The sequence below is a fragment of the Epilithonimonas xixisoli genome (genome assembly GCF_004365655.1).
GTDB classification, from domain to species: Bacteria; Bacteroidota; Bacteroidia; order Flavobacteriales; family Weeksellaceae; genus Epilithonimonas; species Epilithonimonas xixisoli.
In genome coordinates this window covers 1-19,271 of record NZ_SOEO01000001.1, presented here as the reverse complement: position 1 = coordinate 19,271, position 19,271 = coordinate 1, and the positions used below count along the sequence as shown (strand labels likewise).

General features: G+C 37.2%; 14 protein-coding genes. 3 read left to right on the top strand and 11 right to left on the bottom strand.

Annotated features, from left to right (window positions below; translation table 11 throughout):
- Positions 1–3: 3 nt before the first annotated feature.
- Positions 4–1,866, bottom strand: a complete 1,863-nt coding sequence (locus B0I22_RS00070; protein ID WP_133942582.1) for a M1 family metallopeptidase — start codon at positions 1,864–1,866, stop codon at positions 4–6.
- A gap of 386 nt (positions 1,867–2,252) precedes the next feature.
- Here B0I22_RS00070 and bglX point away from each other — a divergent pair, with 386 nt between their 5' ends.
- Both bglX and B0I22_RS00060 read left to right on the top strand, forming a co-directional pair.
- On the top strand, positions 2,253–4,475 hold the full coding sequence (gene bglX / locus B0I22_RS00065) for a beta-glucosidase BglX (RefSeq protein ID WP_133942581.1): 2,223 nt from the start codon (positions 2,253–2,255) through the stop codon (positions 4,473–4,475).
- Positions 4,476–4,493: 18 nt separating this feature from the next.
- Entirely contained in the window at positions 4,494–5,210 is a 717-nt protein-coding gene (locus B0I22_RS00060) for a hypothetical protein (RefSeq protein WP_133942580.1), read from the top strand.
- 54 nt (positions 5,211–5,264) lie between these two features.
- Here the strand turns inward: B0I22_RS00060 and B0I22_RS00055 are convergent, their stop codons facing one another.
- The 6 genes from B0I22_RS00055 to folK form a co-directional block, all read right to left on the bottom strand.
- Entirely contained in the window at positions 5,265–6,095 is an 831-nt protein-coding gene (locus B0I22_RS00055; protein WP_133942579.1) for an endonuclease/exonuclease/phosphatase family protein, read from the bottom strand.
- A gap of 116 nt (positions 6,096–6,211) precedes the next feature.
- Entirely contained in the window at positions 6,212–7,162 is a 951-nt protein-coding gene (gene fmt / locus B0I22_RS00050; protein ID WP_133942578.1) for a methionyl-tRNA formyltransferase, read from the bottom strand.
- Positions 7,163–7,323: 161 nt separating this feature from the next.
- Positions 7,324–9,225: a RecQ family ATP-dependent DNA helicase gene (locus B0I22_RS00045; protein ID WP_133942577.1), complete on the bottom strand. Its 1,902-nt coding sequence runs from the start codon at positions 9,223–9,225 to the stop codon at positions 7,324–7,326.
- Between the two features lie 82 nt (positions 9,226–9,307).
- Positions 9,308–10,741, bottom strand: a complete 1,434-nt coding sequence (locus B0I22_RS00040) for an OmpA family protein (RefSeq protein WP_133942576.1) — start codon at positions 10,739–10,741, stop codon at positions 9,308–9,310.
- A gap of 25 nt (positions 10,742–10,766) precedes the next feature.
- Positions 10,767–12,197, bottom strand: a complete 1,431-nt coding sequence (locus B0I22_RS00035) for an OmpA family protein (RefSeq protein WP_133942575.1) — start codon at positions 12,195–12,197, stop codon at positions 10,767–10,769.
- Positions 12,198–12,218: 21 nt separating this feature from the next.
- Complete coding sequence (folK, locus tag B0I22_RS00030; RefSeq protein ID WP_133942574.1) at positions 12,219–12,635, bottom strand: 2-amino-4-hydroxy-6-hydroxymethyldihydropteridine diphosphokinase; 417 nt, start codon at positions 12,633–12,635, stop codon at positions 12,219–12,221.
- A 20-nt stretch (positions 12,636–12,655) separates the two neighbouring features.
- On the opposite strand from folK, the gene sppA reads away from it, so the two are divergent.
- Complete coding sequence (gene sppA, locus B0I22_RS00025) at positions 12,656–14,401, top strand: signal peptide peptidase SppA (protein WP_133942573.1); 1,746 nt, start codon at positions 12,656–12,658, stop codon at positions 14,399–14,401.
- Between the two features lie 462 nt (positions 14,402–14,863).
- Here the strand turns inward: sppA and B0I22_RS00020 are convergent, their stop codons facing one another.
- The 4 genes from B0I22_RS00020 to B0I22_RS00005 are packed head-to-tail and all read right to left on the bottom strand — an operon-like array spanning position 14,864 to position 18,896.
- On the bottom strand, positions 14,864–15,532 hold the full coding sequence (locus B0I22_RS00020) for a DUF6048 family protein (RefSeq protein ID WP_133942572.1): 669 nt from the start codon (positions 15,530–15,532) through the stop codon (positions 14,864–14,866).
- Positions 15,498–15,968, bottom strand: a complete 471-nt coding sequence (locus tag B0I22_RS00015) for a DUF6452 family protein (RefSeq protein ID WP_133942571.1) — start codon at positions 15,966–15,968, stop codon at positions 15,498–15,500. The genes B0I22_RS00020 and B0I22_RS00015 overlap by 35 nt, the downstream gene beginning before the upstream one ends.
- Before the next feature lie 21 nt (positions 15,969–15,989).
- Positions 15,990–17,396, bottom strand: coding sequence for a 23S rRNA (uracil(1939)-C(5))-methyltransferase RlmD (gene rlmD, locus B0I22_RS00010; RefSeq protein WP_133942570.1), 1,407 nt, complete (start codon positions 17,394–17,396; stop codon positions 15,990–15,992).
- A gap of 3 nt (positions 17,397–17,399) precedes the next feature.
- Positions 17,400–18,896: a TlpA family protein disulfide reductase gene (locus tag B0I22_RS00005; RefSeq protein ID WP_133942569.1), complete on the bottom strand. Its 1,497-nt coding sequence runs from the start codon at positions 18,894–18,896 to the stop codon at positions 17,400–17,402.
- Positions 18,897–19,271 lie beyond the last annotated feature (375 nt).

Below are 19,271 nucleotides of genomic sequence, written 5' to 3'. Positions count from 1 at the left end.
ATCCTAATTTACCAATTTCAAATTATCATCCGGCGTATAATCCATAAAAATCCCACCATCCAAATTCACAGATTTGACTTTCTTTTTAACTGCGAAATTCAAGTTGGTTTGTTTCTCATTTTTCTCCCAAACCGCTGGCGTAAAATGAACTTTCTCCGTCGAATTATCATTGTAAGTCACAACCGCATCAAACGGAACTGCAAATCCACCAATATTTTCAACCATCAAATTCAATTGATTTTTATCTTGAGAAACAGACGCAATCTTCAAATCAATATAATGATTCGTGTAAAACCAATTGTTGAAAAACCAATTCAAATTCTTCCCAGAACCAGCATTCATAGAATTAAAATAATCCCACGGAATCGGATGTTTCCCGTTCCAATTGTCCATATAATGATGCAAAGCTTTTTTGAATAAATCATCACCCAAATAATCCTTCAAAGCCAAATAAGACAACGCCGATTTCACATAAGCATTGTTCCCATATCCAGCGCCCGAAAGCTGTGAGCTCATCGTGATAATCGGTTGGTCTTGCTCAGTCGAAGCATCATTAATCCAACGCTTCACACGGAAGTTCTTCATAAATTTATCCGCAGATTCTTGTCCGTTCTCCGAGATTCCAATCAAATATTCCAGCATCGTCGCCCAACCTTCGTCCATAAACGCATATCTCGTTTCATTGATTCCCATATAAAAAGGGAAATAAGTATGAGCAATCTCGTGGTCCGCCGTCAATCTCGCATCTTGCAAATCGTCTGGAATACTTGTGTCATTTATCATCATTGGATATTCCATATCGGCGTAACCTTGCACAGCCGTCATCGCAGGGAACGGATATTCCACGCCCGGCCAGTTTTCCGAAAACCATTTCAAATTGTAGCGCATCCATTCTGTATATTGTTCGAAATCTTTTGCGCCAACTTTGTAAGCGGACTGAACGCTCGCTCTTTTCGTTTTCAACTGAACACTCGACGCATCCCAAACGTAATGATTGCTCAATGCAAAACAAAAATCTACAATATGGTTCGCTTTGAATTTCCAGACATTCCACTCATTCTGTTTCGTCACTTTCCCCGATTTCATTTCAGATTCATTGGCAACGTGGATTATTTTATCAGATTTCAAAGATTCCTTAAAACGTTTCAGATATTCTGGTTGCAAAACTTCCTCAGGATTCAGAAAATCTCCCGTTGACCAAACCACAAAATTCCTTGGTGCCGAAATAGCAAACGAGTAATCATTGAAGTCATTATAAAACTCCTGTCTGCCATTGTGCTGCAACATATCCCAGCCATTGTAATCATCATAAACAGAAACTCGTGGGAAAGAATATGCCACATAAAAAGTCTCTGGGTCTATCTGCCCTTCTCTTCCACTTTCCTTTGCCAACGGATATTCCCACTCGATTTTAATTTCGGTTTTAGATTTTGACGCTAATGGTTTAGTCAATTTAACAGCCTCAACTGTTGACCAGTCTTCACTGTTGATGTTATATTTTTCACCGTTGATATAGAAAGATTTAATTTTCAATCCATCTGTCAAAGCATCTTTTGACGCATATCCAGCTCTCGGAGATTGTGGTTTGGTCATATTATTCACAAATCGAATCGCCAAAACCTTCAGCTCATCCGGACTATTATTAGAATACTGAATCGTCTCAGAACCTGAAACCATTTTCGTCACCGCATCCACTTTCACATTCACATCATAAACACCTTTGTTCTGCCAGTAATTTTTCCCCGGCTTTCCGGAAACATCGCGAGTCCCTTTCGCATAAGCATTCTTGATATTCCTCGGCACATACAGTTCCTGCGCAGAAATCGCCGTTCCCATCAGCATCAATCCCAATAATAGTTTTTTCATTTCCAAAATTTAAAACTCAAAAATAAAGAATTAAAACCAATTCCCTCGCTGGGCATCATTTATCCAATATCATAGAATTTGAATTATTATTTGGGCAGCTTTATCCGCCTTCCACTCCCAATCTTTTTTGCAGACGATTTCCTTTTAAATAGAACTTAAGATTACGCAAAAAAGGATTTCCGTTCAAGTCGGGCTGCAGATTCCAAGACAAATCAAATATTTGCAATAATTACCAAGTTTGTCAACTTCTCAGAACACAAAAAAACAAAATTCTAAATTCCCCTCCTCTGGAGGGGATTCAAAAATTCGAAAAATTTTTGACGGGGTGGTTTATAATAATTACATTTACCTCAATCAATTTCTCAAAAAGAGACAACAACATTACAATGAAAAAATATAGCCTTTCGCTCCTGCTTTTAATCTTCGGAATCAGTATTTCCGCCCAGAAAAGCATCGACCAAAAAGTCACCGAACTCCTTTCCAAAATGACCTTGGAAGAAAAAGCCGGACAACTCGTCCAATACAGCGGCTTCGATTATGCCACAGGTCCACAAAACTCCAATTCCAAAAAAGTCTTGGACGAAATAAAAAGTGGAAAAGTCGGCTCTATGCTCAACGTAACTGGCGCAGAAGAAACAAAAGCTTTCCAAAAATTAGCCTTAGAATCTCGACTCAAAATCCCGTTGATTTTTGGACAAGATGTAATTCACGGTTTCAGAACGACTTTCCCGATTAATCTTGGTCAGGCCGCAAGCTGGGATTTAGATAGGATAGAAAAATCCGAAAGAATCGCTGCAATAGAAGCTTCAGCTTTCGGTGTTCATTGGACATTTGCACCAATGGTGGACATTGCCAGAGACCCAAGATGGGGACGCGTGATGGAAGGCTCCGGCGAAGATACTTACCTCGGAACCAAAATCGGATTGGCAAGAATCAAAGGTTTCCAAGGCAAAGGCTTAGGTAACATCGACGCAATAATGGCCTGCGCCAAACACTTCGCAGCTTACGGCGCAGCAGTTGGCGGACGAGATTACAACTCTGTTGATATGAGTCTTCGTCAACTTCACGAGACTTATCTTCCACCTTTCAAAGCAGCTTCTGAAGCGGGCGTTGCAACTTTTATGAATTCATTCAATGATATTAATGGAATTCCGGCAACGGCGAATAAATATATCTTGAGAGATTTACTAAAAGACCAATGGAAATTCCAAGGTTTTGTGGTTTCCGATTGGGGGAGCATCGGCGAAATGATAAAACACGGCTACGCAAAAGACAACGCCGAAGCTGGAGAAAAAGCCATTCTCGCAGGTTCAGATATGGATATGGAAAGCAATATCTATATGGAGCAACTTCCGAAATTGGTCAAAGAAGGAAAAGTAGATATCAAGTTTGTGGATGATGCCGTGAGAAGAATTTTAATCAAAAAATTCGAACTGGGATTGTTTGACGACCCTTACAAATTTTCAAATTCTGAAAGACAAAAACAGCAGACCAACAATCTCGAACACAGAAAATTCGGAAGAGAATTCGGTGCAAAAAGTGTTGTCCTTTTAAAGAACGAAAAGAAAATCCTTCCCCTTTCAAAATCCACAAAAACCGTTGCTTTGATTGGACCATTCGGAAAAGAAGCAGTTGCGATGCACGGATTTTGGTCGGTTCCTTTCAAAGATGATGCACAGAGAATTGTGACTCAATTTGATGGTATCAAAAATCAATTAGACAAAAACTCAACTTTACTTTACGCAAAAGGCTGCAATGAAAACGACGACAACAAATCGATGTTTGCAGAAGCCATCGAAACTGCGAAAAAAGCAGATGTCGTGATTATGACTTTGGGCGAAGGACACGCAATGAGTGGCGAAGCGAAAAGCCGAAGCAACCTACATTTCTCAGGTGTTCAAGAAGACTTATTGAAAGAAATCGCAAAAACCGGAAAACCAATTGTTTTGATGATAAACGCTGGAAGACCTTTGGTTTTTGATTGGGCAGCAGATAATATTTCGACCATCGTTTACAGCTGGTGGCTGGGAACGGAAGCCGGAAATTCTATCGCCGATGTCATCTTCGGAAATGTGAATCCTGGCGGAAAATTGCCAATGACTTTCCCAAGAACAGAAGGTCAAATCCCAATCTATTACAACCATTACAACACCGGAAGACCAGCCGGAAAATCCACGGACAGAAATTACGTTTCCGCTTACATCGATTTGGACAACGACCCGAAATTCCCGTTTGGATTTGGATTGAGCTATACTGATTTCAAATACTCCAACTTCAATTTGAGTTCTGAAAATCTGAAAGGCAATCAAACTTTGACCATCAATGTGAATGTTGCCAATACGGGGAAATTTGATGGTGAGGAAGTGGTTCAGCTTTATATTCGCGACCTTTTCGGGAAAGTGGTTCGCCCTATCAAAGAATTGAAAGGTTTCCAGAAAATATTTTTGAAGAAAGGCGAAAACAGAAATGTTACTTTCAAACTAACTCCGGAAGATTTGAAATTCTACGATGACGCCCTGAATTACGATTGGGAAGCCGGCGAATTTGAAATAATGGTTGGAACCAATTCTAGTGATTTGATGGTGAAGAAGATTGTTTGGGAGAAATAGTTTTTCTAAATTTAAACTATGAAAAACACAAATCAAATATTATTCTTGCTTATTTTAAGTTTCACTTTATTTAGTTGTAAAAAAAATAGTACAGAAATTAAAATAAATAAAATTGATTCAACAGAGAAAATTAAAAATGATGTATCGGATTTTGTTTCTGCTTTGGATAATTCAGAGATTAAACCAACATTTTCTACAAGTTTAGATTCCGTTTCAGTATTAAATCCAAATCTAAAAATTAGCAGTTCTAATAAAAATAAAGGTTTTGTAATTCGAATAAACGACAATAAAATTGATGTGAAAAAACTTCTAACTATCAATGATGTTTGGAGTTCAAAAGATTCAGTTAATTACGCTAATAACATATCAGAAGTCAAATATTATAAGCCATTAAACTTATTGTTGCTACAACTCGAAAATGATATGTGTACAGGTCTTGGATGTAGTGTCAATTATCAATTAATCTACGATTTAAATTCAAATAAAGTATTTCCTTTTGGAAGATTTAGAACTGGTTTCGATATGAATCTCTATAAAATTAAAAATAACGTTTATTACTTAAGCAAAACATTTCACGGAAGAAATGCAGAATTGAAAGACACAATTTTTTACAATCTGTACAAAATCGAGCCTAAATCTATTCCTCAAAAAGATGAAAAACATTTTGCAAGATTTACCTACGAGAATGAAGATTACGACAAAGAAACAAGTTTTATTCAGGAATGGATAAAATAGGCACTCATAGTAAACAAAAAATCCTCTTTCACCAAGAGGATTTTGCTTTTATAATTATTTTTTAAAACTAATCTCCGCCAAAATGGGAAAATGGTCGGATGGATAAAGGAGATTTTCCAGTCTGTCGTTGATTGTTCGGTTCGATTGGACTTCAAAGCCTTTTACAAAAATATAATCAATTCTTTCTTTTGGAACAGTGTTCACATCAAATGCTGTGAACGTTCCTTTTGGTCCGTAGTGCGGTTTCTTCGAATGGTAAAAAACATTGTCCAAAGATTGAGAAATGATTTTGATAGGCTCCGAATCATCCGTCAAATTGAAATCGCCAGTCAAGGTCAAAGGCAGATTTTGTGGATTCAGTTCCTTGATTTTTTCGAGGATTAACTTTGCAGAATTCACTCTTGCAATATCGCCGACGTGGTCAAAATGGAGATTCATCGCCAAAAACTTTTTACCACTTTTTTTGATTTTGAAAAACGCATAAGTGCAAACTCTGTTGTAAGCGGCGTCCCAACCTTTCGATGGTTTCTCTGGTGTTTCGCTGAGCCAGAAAGTTCCTGATTTTAAAACTTCCAATTTATTTCTGTCATAGAAAATCGCTGAATATTCGCCTTGATTTTTACCATCGTCTCTACCAACGCCGACATAATCATAATCTTTCAATTTGGTTTTGATGTCAATCATTTGCTGTGGAACCGCTTCCTGCACGCCGAAATAATCCGGATGGTAATAGCTCATCAGCGCCAAAGCATCTTCCTTTCTGTTGTCCCACGAGTTTTCTTTATCACTTTCCAATGACAGTCGGATGTTGTAGGTCATCATTTTCAAATCTTGCGCAAAAAAGAGATTTGATGTGAACAAAAAAACGAGAAAAAGTTTTTTCATTTTTAAATTGATTAATTATGTTAGAAATATTTTGAACGCAAAGTCCGCAAAGTTTTTTTTATAATTATTGAAAATATTTTAAAGTTCGCAAAGACATAAAACTCATCAAAGAAATACTAAGACATTTTATACTCGTCAAAATTCTGGATTCCATTCAAAAAATCTTTGACAGGCAATCTTTTCTTCCCTTGGATTTGAACATCTTCCGGATAATAGATTCCGTCTTTTGTATAGAACTTGAATTCCGTTTTTGAAATATCAAAATCTCCGGCTTCACGAGTATGTGATTGAACCTCGAATTTTCCTTTGAATATTTTCAAAGATTTTTCTTCTTCTCCAATTTTCAAAATAGTAAAAGCCGTTGGATAAGGTGACATTCCTCTCACGAAATTATGAACGGTTTCAGCAGTTTGATTCCAATCGATTTTCAGATTTTCTTTGAATATTTTGTAAGCCGTTTTTGGATTTTCTTTTTCGGGCTGCGGTTTTTCTTGGATTGAATTATCAGCCAAACCATCCAAAGTTTTGATGATTAATTCCGAGCCGATATTCATCAATTTATCGTGCAAAGTTCCCGCGTTGTCTTCTGGTAAAACGTCGGTTTCGGCTTGAAGAAGAATGCTTCCTTCATCAATTTTTTCATTAATAAAAAATGTTGTCACACCTGTTTTGGTTTCGCCGTTGATAACTGCATAATTGATTGGTGCCGCGCCACGATAATCCGGCAACAATGATGCGTGGAGATTGAAAGTTCCCAATCTCGGAATCGAGAATAAGACCTGAGGCATCATTCTGAAAGCAACCACCACGAAAACATCGGCATTCAGATTTTGAATCGCTCCTAGAAATTCCGGGTTTCTCAATTTTTCGGGTTGAAAAAGATGGAGTCCGTTTTCTTCTGCAAAAACTTTGACTGGTGAAGGCGTAAGTTTCATACCACGTCCGCTGGCTTTGTCGGCTGCTGTTACAACACCGACCACTTTATGATGAGATTTGAAAATGGCTTCCAGAGAAACTTTGGCAAAGTCGGGAGTTCCGAAAAAAACGACATTTAGGGATTTCGTCATTGATTTTATAATTGATAAATGATAGTTGATAATTGATTTTTATGGCAGCTATTCCGCCTTCCGCTCCCAATCTTTTTTGCAGACGATTTCAGAATAAATAGAAACATTGTACAAGCAAAAAAGGATTTCCGCTCAAGTCGGGCTGCGAGTGATTCTACGTTTTATTGATTGAGCATATAAGTTTTGTAGTTCAACATTTTTACTTTGCCGATGTCCAAAAGGAAAATCAGCGTGTCGGAAATGGATTCTCTGGAGTGGAAATTGAGATTGGCGGCGACTTCTTCCAAAGCCATCGGTCGCTTGGCAAGTTGTTCGAAAATCTCTGTGGACAAGGTTCTTTTGGTATTTGTTTTCTTTCTACAGATAGAACATTTTCCACAATTCTCTGCATCTCGTTCTCCGAAATAGCTTAGAATCAATTTCATTTTGCAGAAGTCTGTGTCTTTGATGAAGAATTTATTTTCTTCCCATTTCTTCAATTTATTTTTTTGGATATGATTGAAAAGCGTCCAATATTCGCCCGATAGATGCCGGTCGTTCCGAGGTTTTAGGAATTTGATGGAATGTTGGCTTCCATCGAGATATTCCAAATGTCCGGCTTTTTGCAATTGTTTCAGCCTTTCTTTGAAACTCAAGATATCAAATCCATTCTTTTTGCAAAAAGCCAAATCGCTGAAATGAACTTTTTGGATTGCTAAACCTGGCAAATTACGGAACAACAATTCCATAAAATAAGCATCCGAAGGCGCCAACTGTTCCAAATCCTCAGAATTGATAAAACTTTGCAGTGTGGAAGACGAAATGGAATTTTTATAATAAATGAGTTCCTGATTGTTCAGAAACGTCAGAATATTTTTGATTTTTGCGGTTGATAATTTAGTCAGATTTTTGATTCTGTTGATATCCAGCTGAAAAGTCCGTTCCGGTAAATCCGAATCTCCAATCTGAAAAATGGAATACAGATACATCAGGATTTTTTCGTACTCGGTTTTATTGGGGATTTGGTTTTTGAAAATATCATCAATGTTCTTCAATTCCTGCTCATTCCAAAGTAGCAGGACAATCGCTTCCTCACCATTTCTTCCCGCTCTTCCGATTTCTTGATAGTAATTTTCCAGCGTCGAAGAAGGCGAAAAGTGAATCACAAATCGGACATTATCTTTGTCAATTCCCATTCCGAAAGCGTTGGTAGAAACCAAAACGTGAAACTGACTGGTAATCCATTTTTTCTGAAGATTCTCTCTGTCACGAGCAGTCATTCCGGCGTGGAAGAAATCGACGTTTTGGAAATTATTGTTTTTAATATAGTGTGTCAATTCTTCAGCTTCCTTTCTGGTTCGGGTATAAATGATTCCGGAAGCTTGATTTTGTCTCAGAAATTCTAAAATCCTTTTATATTTGTCCGCAGTGTTTGCAACAATAATATTAAGATTTTCTCTACGGAAGCTTTGTTTGAAAACCTGAGGCTGATGAAGACCTAACTTAATTGAAATCTCATCAACAACCTGATTGGTCGCAGTCGCCGTTAATGCCAAGCACGGTACATTTTTGAAATCTTGACGAAACTTTTTGATGTTCTGATAACTCGGGCGGAAATCTTGTCCCCATTCCGAAATACAATGCGCCTCATCTATCGCAATAAACGAGATATGAATTTCCTGAATATTCCTTAAAAATAATTGATTTTGTAATCTCTCGGGTGATACGAAAAGAACTTTGGTCAAACCTTCCTTGCACCGATTGTAAACAGTCTCTTCCTCAAACTCGTCCAAATCAGAACTCAACAATTCGGCCTCGATTCCTAAAGCTTGCAATGATTGCAGTTGGTCTCTCATTAATGCTAATAAAGGCGAAATCACGAGACAAGTTCCTTCCAGAATTATGGCTGGTAATTGGTAACAAAGCGATTTCCCACCACCAGTTGGCAAAAGCGCCAAAGTATCTTTACCATTGATGATGGATAGGATTATGTGTTCCTGCGAAGAACGAAATTCATCAAACCCCCAAAATTGTTTGAGCGTCTGATGAATTAAAATATTTTGTGATTCTTTGGAAGAAAGCATTTGTAAATTTAATCAATTCTTTAAAATAAAAAAACCGTCTCGTGATAAAACGAAACGGTTTTTGTTTATTTAGAAATATATTTTATTTAGCTTCAAAATATACTCTTCTGTTTGCTCTGTTTTTCCATTCTGGACATTTCTCAGCTGGATCACATTCTGGGTAAAGAAGGTCTTTCTCTCCTTTTCCAATCGCTTCAATCTTCGTTTTATCTGCTCCGTTTTGAATCAAATAATCTTTTACATTGTTCGCTCTTCTTTCAGAAAGTTTTTGGTTATAAGCATCCGTCGATCTTGTATCAGTACCTCCAATTACGCGGAAATTGCTGTTAGATGAATTAATATAATTAATTGCATTGTTCAAGATTGGTGTGTTTGAAGGCAGGATTCTGTCAGAATTCAAATCAAACTCAATTCCTTTAAGAAGCGCTGTATCGTCTGTTACCACTCCTGTAGAATTGTTCATTGTCAAAGGACAACCTTGGTTTTCTACTGGTCCTGGAACCGTCACACACTTATCATAAAGATCGATAACACCGTCCAAATCTACATCCAACGCTACACCAGCTCCATCTACTCTAGCTCCAGCAGGCGTATCTAGCTGTCTGTCCCAATCGTCACAAACACCGTCATTATCAACATCTCCTTTTTTACAAACTTCAAGATCTTGCGTTTTTTCATTAAGAACATCTAATTTGTAATAGATTTCCTGCAAAGGATCGTGCCACATCAAGTGAGACTGGTGTTTTCCTAGTTTGAAAGTAAGTCCTAGAGTGGTATTGAAGAAGTTGTCGGAGATTTGATCTTCTATTAGGTTGTAACCATTTTGTCCAACTCCAGCTCCATCGAATTCGTCATCGCCACTTACGACGTACATCATTCTTCCTTCGATATCGATTCTGTTGTTGATTTTAAATTTAAGACCAGCACCCGCTTGACCAAAAATAGAACCAAGTTTGAATGGCTTAGATTCAAAATTCAGTGTTTGATTGTATGGTCCTGGATCTTGTCTGTATGATTTGTAAGATAGTACACCAATACCTGCATATCCGTGCAAGGCCCATCTGAAAGGTGATTTGTTATCTACTCTTCTAAGAAGGTTTGAGAAATTAAGATCTCCTAAAATTGAAATGGCATTGTATTGTGTTCTACCAGCAATTTGTCTATCTGGTAAAGCGACGTGATCTTTTGTGTTGGCATAACCTTGTCTTGTTTCTCCTCGATCATACTGTAAGTTAAGTCCAAAAGCATGGGTAATCGCTTTATCAACACTTAAATAAGCGGAATATCCAAAAAGGTTTTTTCCATTTCCATTTTTGATAGAAGTCATATCCGCAGACTGCACCAAAGGTACACCCGCACCGATAGATACGGACCAATCATTGAATCTTTTTGAAGACTGTGTAAATGGGGAAACATTTTCGGAGCCGGAATTTGCATTTGTAGGCGCTTCCTGACCAGCCAAACTCATAGGTAACAATAAACTAGCTGCTACTAATGATAATAAATTTTGTTTCATATTTGAATGTTTTTTTTCTAGTTAATTATTTTGCTACAAAATATACTCTTCTGTTCGCTTCATTTTTCCATTCCGGACAATTGGTAGCTGGATCGCATTCAGTATATTTCAAATCTTCTTTACCTCGTCCTTCTGCAGTTAATACAGACGAAGAAACACCTTTATCAACTAAATATTTAAGAACTGCATTAGCTCTTGCCTGAGATAGTTTTTTATTATAAGCACTGGACCCTCTACTGTCTGTAGCTCCAACAACAATGAAACTATCGCCCGCTCCTAAAGTTTTGATTATATCCGCAGCTTGATTTAGATCCTGAAAAGATTTTGATCGAATAACATCTTTATTCAATTCAAATTCTATTCCTTTAAAATATTTATTAATTTCATCTATAGCGACTTGCTTTGTAGCAATTGGCTGAGCTGTTGTTTCTATTGGACAACCATTGTTTGATATTGGTCCTGGAACTGTTACACACTTATCATTAAGATCGATAACACCGTCCAAATCAATATCCAGTGCAACACCAGCTCCATCTACTCTCGCTCCGGCAGGCGTGTCTAGTTGTCTGTCCCAATCGTCGCAAACGCCATCGTTGTCACCATCACCTTTTTCACAAACATTGAAATCTTTGAACTGATCTTCCAATGCTGCCGTTTTAGCATAAGCCATTTGTAAGGGATCTACCCAACGAAGGTGGTCTTTGTTTTTTCCCAATTTGAAGGAAATACCAAGATTTACCAACCAAGCATTATCAGAGTATGTGTCATTTATTTCGTTATAGCCTGGATTTGCTTCTCTAGTCCATCCACCGCCATCAAACTCCTCATCTCCACTTAACATATATAAAGTTCTAAGCTCAATATCCAATAGTCTGGAAATATTATATTTCAATCCAATTCCACCAATGTAGGTAAAAGAGGCAATATCCATTTTCTGCTCTATATAAAGTGGCCATTTGCTAAGAATTGCATTGTCTTGCAAGAAAGTTTTATACCCTGTAAATCCAATTCCTCCGTATCCGTGCAATGCCCATCTGAAGTTAGACTTATTATCTACTCTTCTCATAATATTGGAGAAATTCACATCTCCTAGCAATGCAAGCTGGTCAAATTTTGTATAACCGTGTCCTACGCCAGCCGCTTCATTAAGATAAGCTTTTTGATTGGTTTGTCCTTTGGTGTACATTAGAGAAATCCCAAAAGTATGGCTGATTTGTTTGTCCAAACTCACATAGCCGTGCCATCCCCAGTTAATATCACCTCCATAGAACGATGTAAGATCTGCATGAGACATAAAAGCGCCACCACCACCAACAGAGACAGACCAATCTTTGAAAAGTCGGCTTTTGTTATTAAAAGGTTGTGTTTTGATTTCCGTATCACTAGCAGCCTCATTATTGGTTTGAGCCAAACCTAGAACTGGTAAAAGGAGAAGTAGAAATAGTTTTTTCTTCATAATCATTTGTGTTATCGTTATTTATCGTACTTCGTTTATTAATCTCATCGCAAAATCCCGTTCAAATAGATTCTTGTGATGCGGAATAATAAGTTTTTTGGATATGAACTTTATACTATTAAATAATATTATATCAATATCTATAACCCTGTCCTGATAAGCTCCGAAATAAGAAGAATCCTTGGTGCGACCCATTTCTCTTTCTATTTCCTTCAGCTTACCCAGCAGTTTTATAGGCGAAATTTGTGTTTTAATTCGAACTGCAATATTACAAAAATTATTGTAACTATCAAATTCTACGGGCTTTGATATGATTAATTCAGATTTTGTTAATATTAGACCTATTACATCTTCTATTTTTTCCAAAGCAATTTTAATATTATTTTCTGGATTATTTATATTACTTCCCAGTAACAAAACCACATTGTTGTACGACATATCTATCAAATTATCTTATAATGAAAAGTTTTTTCAAACTAGTTCTCGCAAATTTAACTGCAATTTTCATTGTAGTCGCAGGTTTTTTTGCCTTTTTCATCATGTTTATCGCTATATCTTCGATTTCCGAAACCAGTGATGTAAAATCTGACTCTGTCCTAACATTGGACCTAAAAACAAAAGTAATCGACAGTCCTCTGGAAGATCAGGAAGATTTTTTCTCTATTAACAAGGAAGAAAAAGCCGTTCTCCTTTATGACGTTTTGCAAGCCATCAAAAATGCAAAAACAGATGACAAGATCAAAGGAATCAGTATAGAATCTGATTTTATCAACGCTGGAATTACACAGTTGGATGACATCAGAAATGCTTTGATTGATTTCAAGAAGAGTGGAAAATTTGTTTATGCATACGGGAATTCGGTTTCTCAAGGTGCTTATTATTTAGGTTCTGTAGCGGACAAATATTACCTAAATCCTGCTGGAGGCATTGAACTGAAAGGCCTTTCCGCGGAAGTAACTTTTTTCAAAAGTTTTGCTGAGAAGTACGGCATCGGAATCCAGGTGATCCGTCACGGAAAATTCAAAGCGGCTGTAGAGCCATTTTTGAAAGACGAAATCTCGCCGGAAAACCAAGAGCAACTTTCTACTTTGCTAAACGATATTTGGAATAATACGTCCAACAAAATCGCAACTTCGAGAAACATTCCTGCTCCAGAATTCAAAACCATTACAGACAGCTTGTATGCTTATCTTCCAAATTTGAGTCTAAAATACAAACTGACTGATGGGCTGATTCAAAAATCGGAGTATGATAATCTCATCAAGAAAAAACTTAAACTTGATAATGATAAAAAGATCAACAAAATTTCTTTTGCCAAATACGCCAATTCTATAGATTCCAAAAGTGATAAAAACAAGGTTGCAGTTTTATATGCATCTGGCGCTATTAACAACGGAAAAGGTTACGATGCAATCTATGCAGAAAACTTTGTGAAAGAAATCAAGAAACTACAGAAGGATGACAACATCAAAGCGGTCGTTTTCAGAATCAATTCGCCAGGTGGAAGTGCCAATGCATCGGATGAAATTCTTTTCGAAATGCAACAGTTGAAACGCAAAAAGCCTGTGGTAGTTTCCTTCGGAGATTACGCAGCGTCTGGGGGATATTACATTGCAATGGGTGCAGACAAAATTTATTCCGAGCCTAATACGCTTACAGGATCCATCGGCGTATTCGGAGTTATTCCTTACTTCAAAGATTTGGCAGCTAAGAACGGAATCCGTAGCGATGCTGTCACTACCAATGCCAACTCCAATATGATCTCTGCTATCAACGGACTAAGCCCGGGAACATTGAACATTATGACGAGAAGCGTAGAATCTACCTATCAGCGTTTTGTCCATTTCGTGACGCAAAACAGAAAAAAATCCTTTGAACAGATAGATGCTGTAGGAGGTGGAAGAATCTGGTCTGGCGTGCGTGCAAAAGAAATAGGACTCGTAGATGAGTTGGGAACTTTGGAAGATGCAATCAACTTTGCTGCAAAATCGGCGAACGTAAAAGATTACAGTGTTTCTTCTTATCCTGCAAAAATGTCGAAGTTTGAACAGATCTTCTCTGCGGAAACAGATGAGGACTTCTCTACCCGAGTGATTAAAAATAAAATAGGGAAAGAGAACTTCAAAATCTTCCAACACATCACAGATCCAAACACCAAATCGGCTGTCATGATGGAAACTCCTTTTAGCATCAAAGTGAACTAAATTATTATAATTATTAGATTTCAAAAAAGTACAAAACTGAATTTCGGTTTTGTGCTTTTTTTTATAAATATTCTTTCTAATTAATCGGATTAAATTATACTAATTGCACATTGATAAAAAAAGCAGCGCTGCTTTCATATCATAGCAAGCTTGCTATCATCTCATGGGAAGCTTCCCAACTATGAGAGGGAAGCTTCTCTTTTTAATAATCTCTGCATATCTAAACTATTGTCGAAATCTTTGGTTGATATGAATTTGGAATTGTGTTTTGGATCTCACACCGCAGCCCGACCTGAGTGGAGCTCTTTTTCTATTGTGCTGCCGTAGCAGAGGCGGAGGCAGCGCAATAGAAAAAAGCGGGAACGGAGGGCGGAAAAGCTGCCCAAACCTAAGACAATGGTCTGCAGGACTCAAATACGATGTATTAAAACAGAAAAGCCTGCTAGTTGCAGACTTTGTATTTTAAAATTTGTAAGCGATGCTCCAACTGAATCCCATATTGAAACTTCCGGAACTTTTCCCAAAACCTGGGATGATCATAGGTTCTATCTCCTCTTGTTTTGTTGTGTAAACCAAATATCGAGGTTGTGCGTTGACATCGATGAAAAAATTGGTATCAAAAACCTGAACTCTTGCGCCCAATGCAACTTCTAGCCAATAACTACTCTGCTTGGAAGGATCAAAAGCTATGGAAACACCCTCGCTGCCAGAGCCTTTGATTGGGATGGCAAAGTACTGCTGATTGTAGAAACTTCCTGCCAGTTTGGCGCCAGCATAGAACCCATTGAGGTCATTCTCCGGATCCATCGACAACATATAGAAACCTCCAATCTTGGCAAAGAGTCCGTCTGCTTTTGCATCGTAACCATTTTTTTCGTAGATATTTTTGTCATAACCCACTTCTACAATGGCATGGACTTTTTTATTGATCCTGCTGGATACGAATCCCTGAATGAGCTGTCTGTCTCCAAAAAATCCTGTTCCGATATTCAGAACATCGACACCAACGGTGAAGTTGGGCGTGTACTTCCATTTTATCGAGTCTTGTTTTTTCTCTTCCGCTTGGTTCTGAGCAAACACGGATAGAGATAAAAGACTAAAAACGAAGATAAAAATTGATTCTATTCTCATCTGTCAATGATGTTACGTTGGTTTGAATGCTTTGAACCGGATCTGGCTGGCTGAGTTCTGGCTTTAGATTTTCATAATTTCTTTTGAAACCGCAAGCGGGAGAAACGTAGATAGATTTTGCCTCATAATTGACTCTGATCTTGCTTCTGGGTCCAGCCTTTCTCGTTCTGACATAGAAATCTGTGAAAGAACTATCATCTATCCTCAGTGGTACCAAAACCGAATCTACAGCGACGGCAGTAGTGGTGTTTCTCAACGAATCTTTTCCAAAATCCACATCTATATAAAGTGTATCCATACGAATGAGCTGGTCATTAGCATTTCTGAATTTCAGTTTCAGTCTTGGTGTAGAATCGCTGTTGAGGCAGATATCATCTTCTCCTCCACAACTGGTGAGCAGCATCAAAACTCCGAAAAGCCAAAATATATTCTTCATAATCTACGCTGGAAATTATAATTATTTTTTGATCAACAAAGCAATATTCTCCACATGGTGCGTTTGTGGGAACATATCAACTGGCAAAATTTTCACCAAGTCGTAATCCTCTTTCATCAATGCAATATCTCTGGCTTGCGTCGCCGAATTACAACTTACGTAAACGATTCTTTCTGGAGCGAGTTTCAAAATCTGCTCTACTACTTTTTGATGCATCCCGTCTCTTGGTGGATCTGTAATCAAAACATCAGCTTTTGGATGATTGGCCAAAAACTCATCATTGAAAACATTTTTCATATCGCCACAATAGAAAGTTGTATTGGTAAGTCCATTCAGTTCTGCGTGCTCAATAGCAGCATCTATAGCTTCTTGAACTGCTTCTATCCCAATCACGTGTTTTGCATTTCGCGCAACATACTGGGCAATAGTTCCCGTTCCTGTATAAAGATCATAAACCACTTGGTCGCCTGTAAGATCAGCAAATTCCAAAGTCTTTCTGTATAATTCTAAAGCTTGTTTGTAGTTGGTTTGAAAGAAAGACTTTGGTCCGATTTTGAATTTAAGTCCATCCATTTCTTCATAGATAAAACCTTCTCCAAAATAGTTTTGAATATCTAAATCATAAATACTGTCATTTCCTTTTGGATTAACGGCAAAAACCAAAGTCGTAATCTGTGGAAACTCACTCAAAAGGAAATCAAACAACTTGATTCTTTCTGGTTTATTATCCTTATACAATTGGAAAAGTACCATCCAATCGCCTTTGGAATTTTGACGAAGCATCAGAGTTCTCAGGAAACCTTTTTGTTCTTTTACATCATAAAATTCCAAACCATTTTCGACTGCATATTTCTTAACGGCTAATCTGATTTGGTTTGATGGATCTTCTTGCAGATAGCATTCTTTTAAATCCAAAATTTTGCTCCACATACCCGGAATATGAAATCCTAGAGCATCTCTGTTGCCAAAATTTTCCTCGGAACTGATCTCGTACTTCGTCAACCAACGTGCATTGGAAAACGAGAATTCCATTTTATTTCGGTAGAAATATTGGTCTGGCGCACCAAGAATCGGAACTTCTTCAAACTCTGGGAAACCACCAATTCTTTTGATGTTATTGACAACTTCATTATGTTTGAAATCGAGTTGTTTTTCATACGCAATATTCTGCCATTTACAGCCACCACAAACTCCAAAATGGATACATTTGGCTTCTACTCTGTGTTCCGAATATTCTAAAATATCAACGGCTTCACCTTCAAAATAATTACTTTTTGATTTTTGAACCCTCACATTCACAAGGTCGCCGGGAACTGCTCCTTTTACTAAAACGGTTTTCCCATCTTCTGTTTTACCAACAGAAACTCCTTTCGCACCGGCAGAAAGGAGTCTGATATTTTCAAGAATTTTGTTTCTTCTTTGCTTCATTTATTATTTTGTATTTGCAGAATCTGCATTTGGATTCTGTTGCAACAATTCGTTTTGCAATTGTGCTTGCGGGTTAACAGTTGGCGCTTGCAAACCAGAAATTTTGTTCATTTCTTCTACAAACTTAGCATCTCCTAAATTATAGAAAGTTTGGCTCGCTACTTTTCCATCTTTATCAATCAAGAAAAATCCCGGTATTTTGAATCCGTAGATGAAGAATTTCTTAGCATAGTCAGATGACAATCCACCTTCTGCATAGTAGCTTGTTCCAGGCACTCCTTTGAACATAGCATTAGCCGTTTTTGTGAATTGTTCTTTTGTATCATCCAGATTGACGAATGCAAAGTTAACTTTTGCTTTATAAAAATCAACGACTTCCTTCAAAACAGGAATTGTAGATTGTCCAATGTAAGGATTCCAAGACGCATAGCTCATTACCAAAGTTGGTTTTCCATTGGCTTCGAAACTTGCAGATTTTCCATCTAATTTTTGAAGAGAAACCTTCGGAGCAGCTTCACCTTTTTTCAATCCGAAAACGGCATTGATAGCAGAGTTCAAATCTTTTTTCACCTCAGAATCTTTGATATATTCCTCGCTTACTTTTTTCACTTTTTCTATTTCGCTTGTATAGGGATTTAGATCAAATTTAGCGATTACAAAAGCCAAAAGATAGTCTTTTGTTTTTTGAGACATATCCTTATTTGTAGCCAAGTATCTTGCGAAAATAGAAGACATACTAGCAGTATTTTTATCTGTTTGCTTCTCAGCAAATGTTTGGAAATCCTGTCCAACTTTGTTTAACAAGTAATTTCTGTAAACAGGTAAATTTTCTACCATTCTATCATTATCTTTTGTCAAAGATTTCTCGTAATCAGAAAAAGTTTTTGAAACTTTGAAAGTCGGATTTCCAGTTACTTGTCCATGAGTAGATTGATACTGAACTAGGAAAGTCAAAATATTGGTTGTCAACTCATCTTTTTTAAGCTTAATGACATCACTATCTGCACCAATTTTGTCAGCATTTTCATCTAGATTTTTCTCAAGATCGGAATGGATTTTTTTGATTTCTGCAAGGAACTCCGTTTCTTTTTTCTGAAGCATTTGCATATTCAGTTTAGAACTGTACGTCTCCAAATATTTTTGAGTAGCTGTGATGAAATCATTATTCTTTTTAGCATCTCCTTCTATTTTGTATATTTCAGGGAAAGTTGCAGCATCACCAGAGATCTTCAAATCCTGACCTTTTTTAAGATAAATGAAATTCATTTTACCCGCATATGTCATCGCGTACATTCCGTTTTTAGGAGCTTTGAATTCTCCTTTGAAATTACCTTTCTCATCAACACCAATATTGATAAGCGGAAGCGTTGCAACGCCAGAAGCTTCTATAAATTCGATTCTTTCCAAAGGAGAACCTCCTTTTACATTTCCTTCTACTTTAACTTTGGAGCAAGAAACTACCATTAGAGAAATTAAAAGAAGAACTAAGTATTTTTTCATTTTAAAAATTAATTTGTGCAAAAATAATCTAATTAAGATTCGAAAAAAAATGAAATCAACATTTTTATTATAAGATTAACAGATTTTAAGTCATATTAATGAGAACCTATAGATTAAGTTAGTAATAACTAGGATGTTTTAAAAATTATATTTGATTAACATAACCCATAAGCTCTGATAATTATTAAAAGATTTTGTAAAAAACCTTCATTTTCTTAAATGTCTTAACAAATTACGTTATGTGATTGCTTGTAGATTTGCTTTTCTCTAAGTTTAGATCAAAAAAAACGCTCATCAAGTGAATGATGAGCGTTTAAAAAAACTGGCGGCGACCTACTCTCCCGCTTTCGCAGTACCATCGGCGCTAGAGGGCTT

Excerpts from the sequence above, each read along its gene's own strand:
- sppA (WP_133942573.1), top strand. The coding sequence starts at position 12,656 with ATGAAAAGTTTTTTCAAACTAGTTCTCGCAAATTTAACTGCAATTTTC.
- B0I22_RS00045 (WP_133942577.1), bottom strand. The coding sequence starts at position 9,225 with ATGCTTTCTTCCAAAGAATCACAAAATATTTTAATTCATCAGACGCTC.
- B0I22_RS00070 (WP_133942582.1), bottom strand. The coding sequence starts at position 1,866 with ATGAAAAAACTATTATTGGGATTGATGCTGATGGGAACGGCGATTTCT.
- B0I22_RS00035 (WP_133942575.1), bottom strand. The coding sequence starts at position 12,197 with ATGAAGAAAAAACTATTTCTACTTCTCCTTTTACCAGTTCTAGGTTTG.
- folK (WP_133942574.1), bottom strand. The coding sequence starts at position 12,635 with ATGTCGTACAACAATGTGGTTTTGTTACTGGGAAGTAATATAAATAAT.
- B0I22_RS00020 (WP_133942572.1), bottom strand. The coding sequence starts at position 15,532 with ATGAGAATAGAATCAATTTTTATCTTCGTTTTTAGTCTTTTATCTCTA.
- bglX (WP_133942581.1), top strand. The coding sequence starts at position 2,253 with ATGAAAAAATATAGCCTTTCGCTCCTGCTTTTAATCTTCGGAATCAGT.
- B0I22_RS00055 (WP_133942579.1), bottom strand. The coding sequence starts at position 6,095 with ATGAAAAAACTTTTTCTCGTTTTTTTGTTCACATCAAATCTCTTTTTT.
- rlmD (WP_133942570.1), bottom strand. The coding sequence starts at position 17,396 with ATGAAGCAAAGAAGAAACAAAATTCTTGAAAATATCAGACTCCTTTCT.
- B0I22_RS00060 (WP_133942580.1), top strand. The coding sequence starts at position 4,494 with ATGAAAAACACAAATCAAATATTATTCTTGCTTATTTTAAGTTTCACT.
- B0I22_RS00040 (WP_133942576.1), bottom strand. The coding sequence starts at position 10,741 with ATGAAACAAAATTTATTATCATTAGTAGCAGCTAGTTTATTGTTACCT.
- B0I22_RS00005 (WP_133942569.1), bottom strand. The coding sequence starts at position 18,896 with ATGAAAAAATACTTAGTTCTTCTTTTAATTTCTCTAATGGTAGTTTCT.
- B0I22_RS00015 (WP_133942571.1), bottom strand. The coding sequence starts at position 15,968 with ATGAAGAATATATTTTGGCTTTTCGGAGTTTTGATGCTGCTCACCAGT.
- fmt (WP_133942578.1), bottom strand. The coding sequence starts at position 7,162 with ATGACGAAATCCCTAAATGTCGTTTTTTTCGGAACTCCCGACTTTGCC.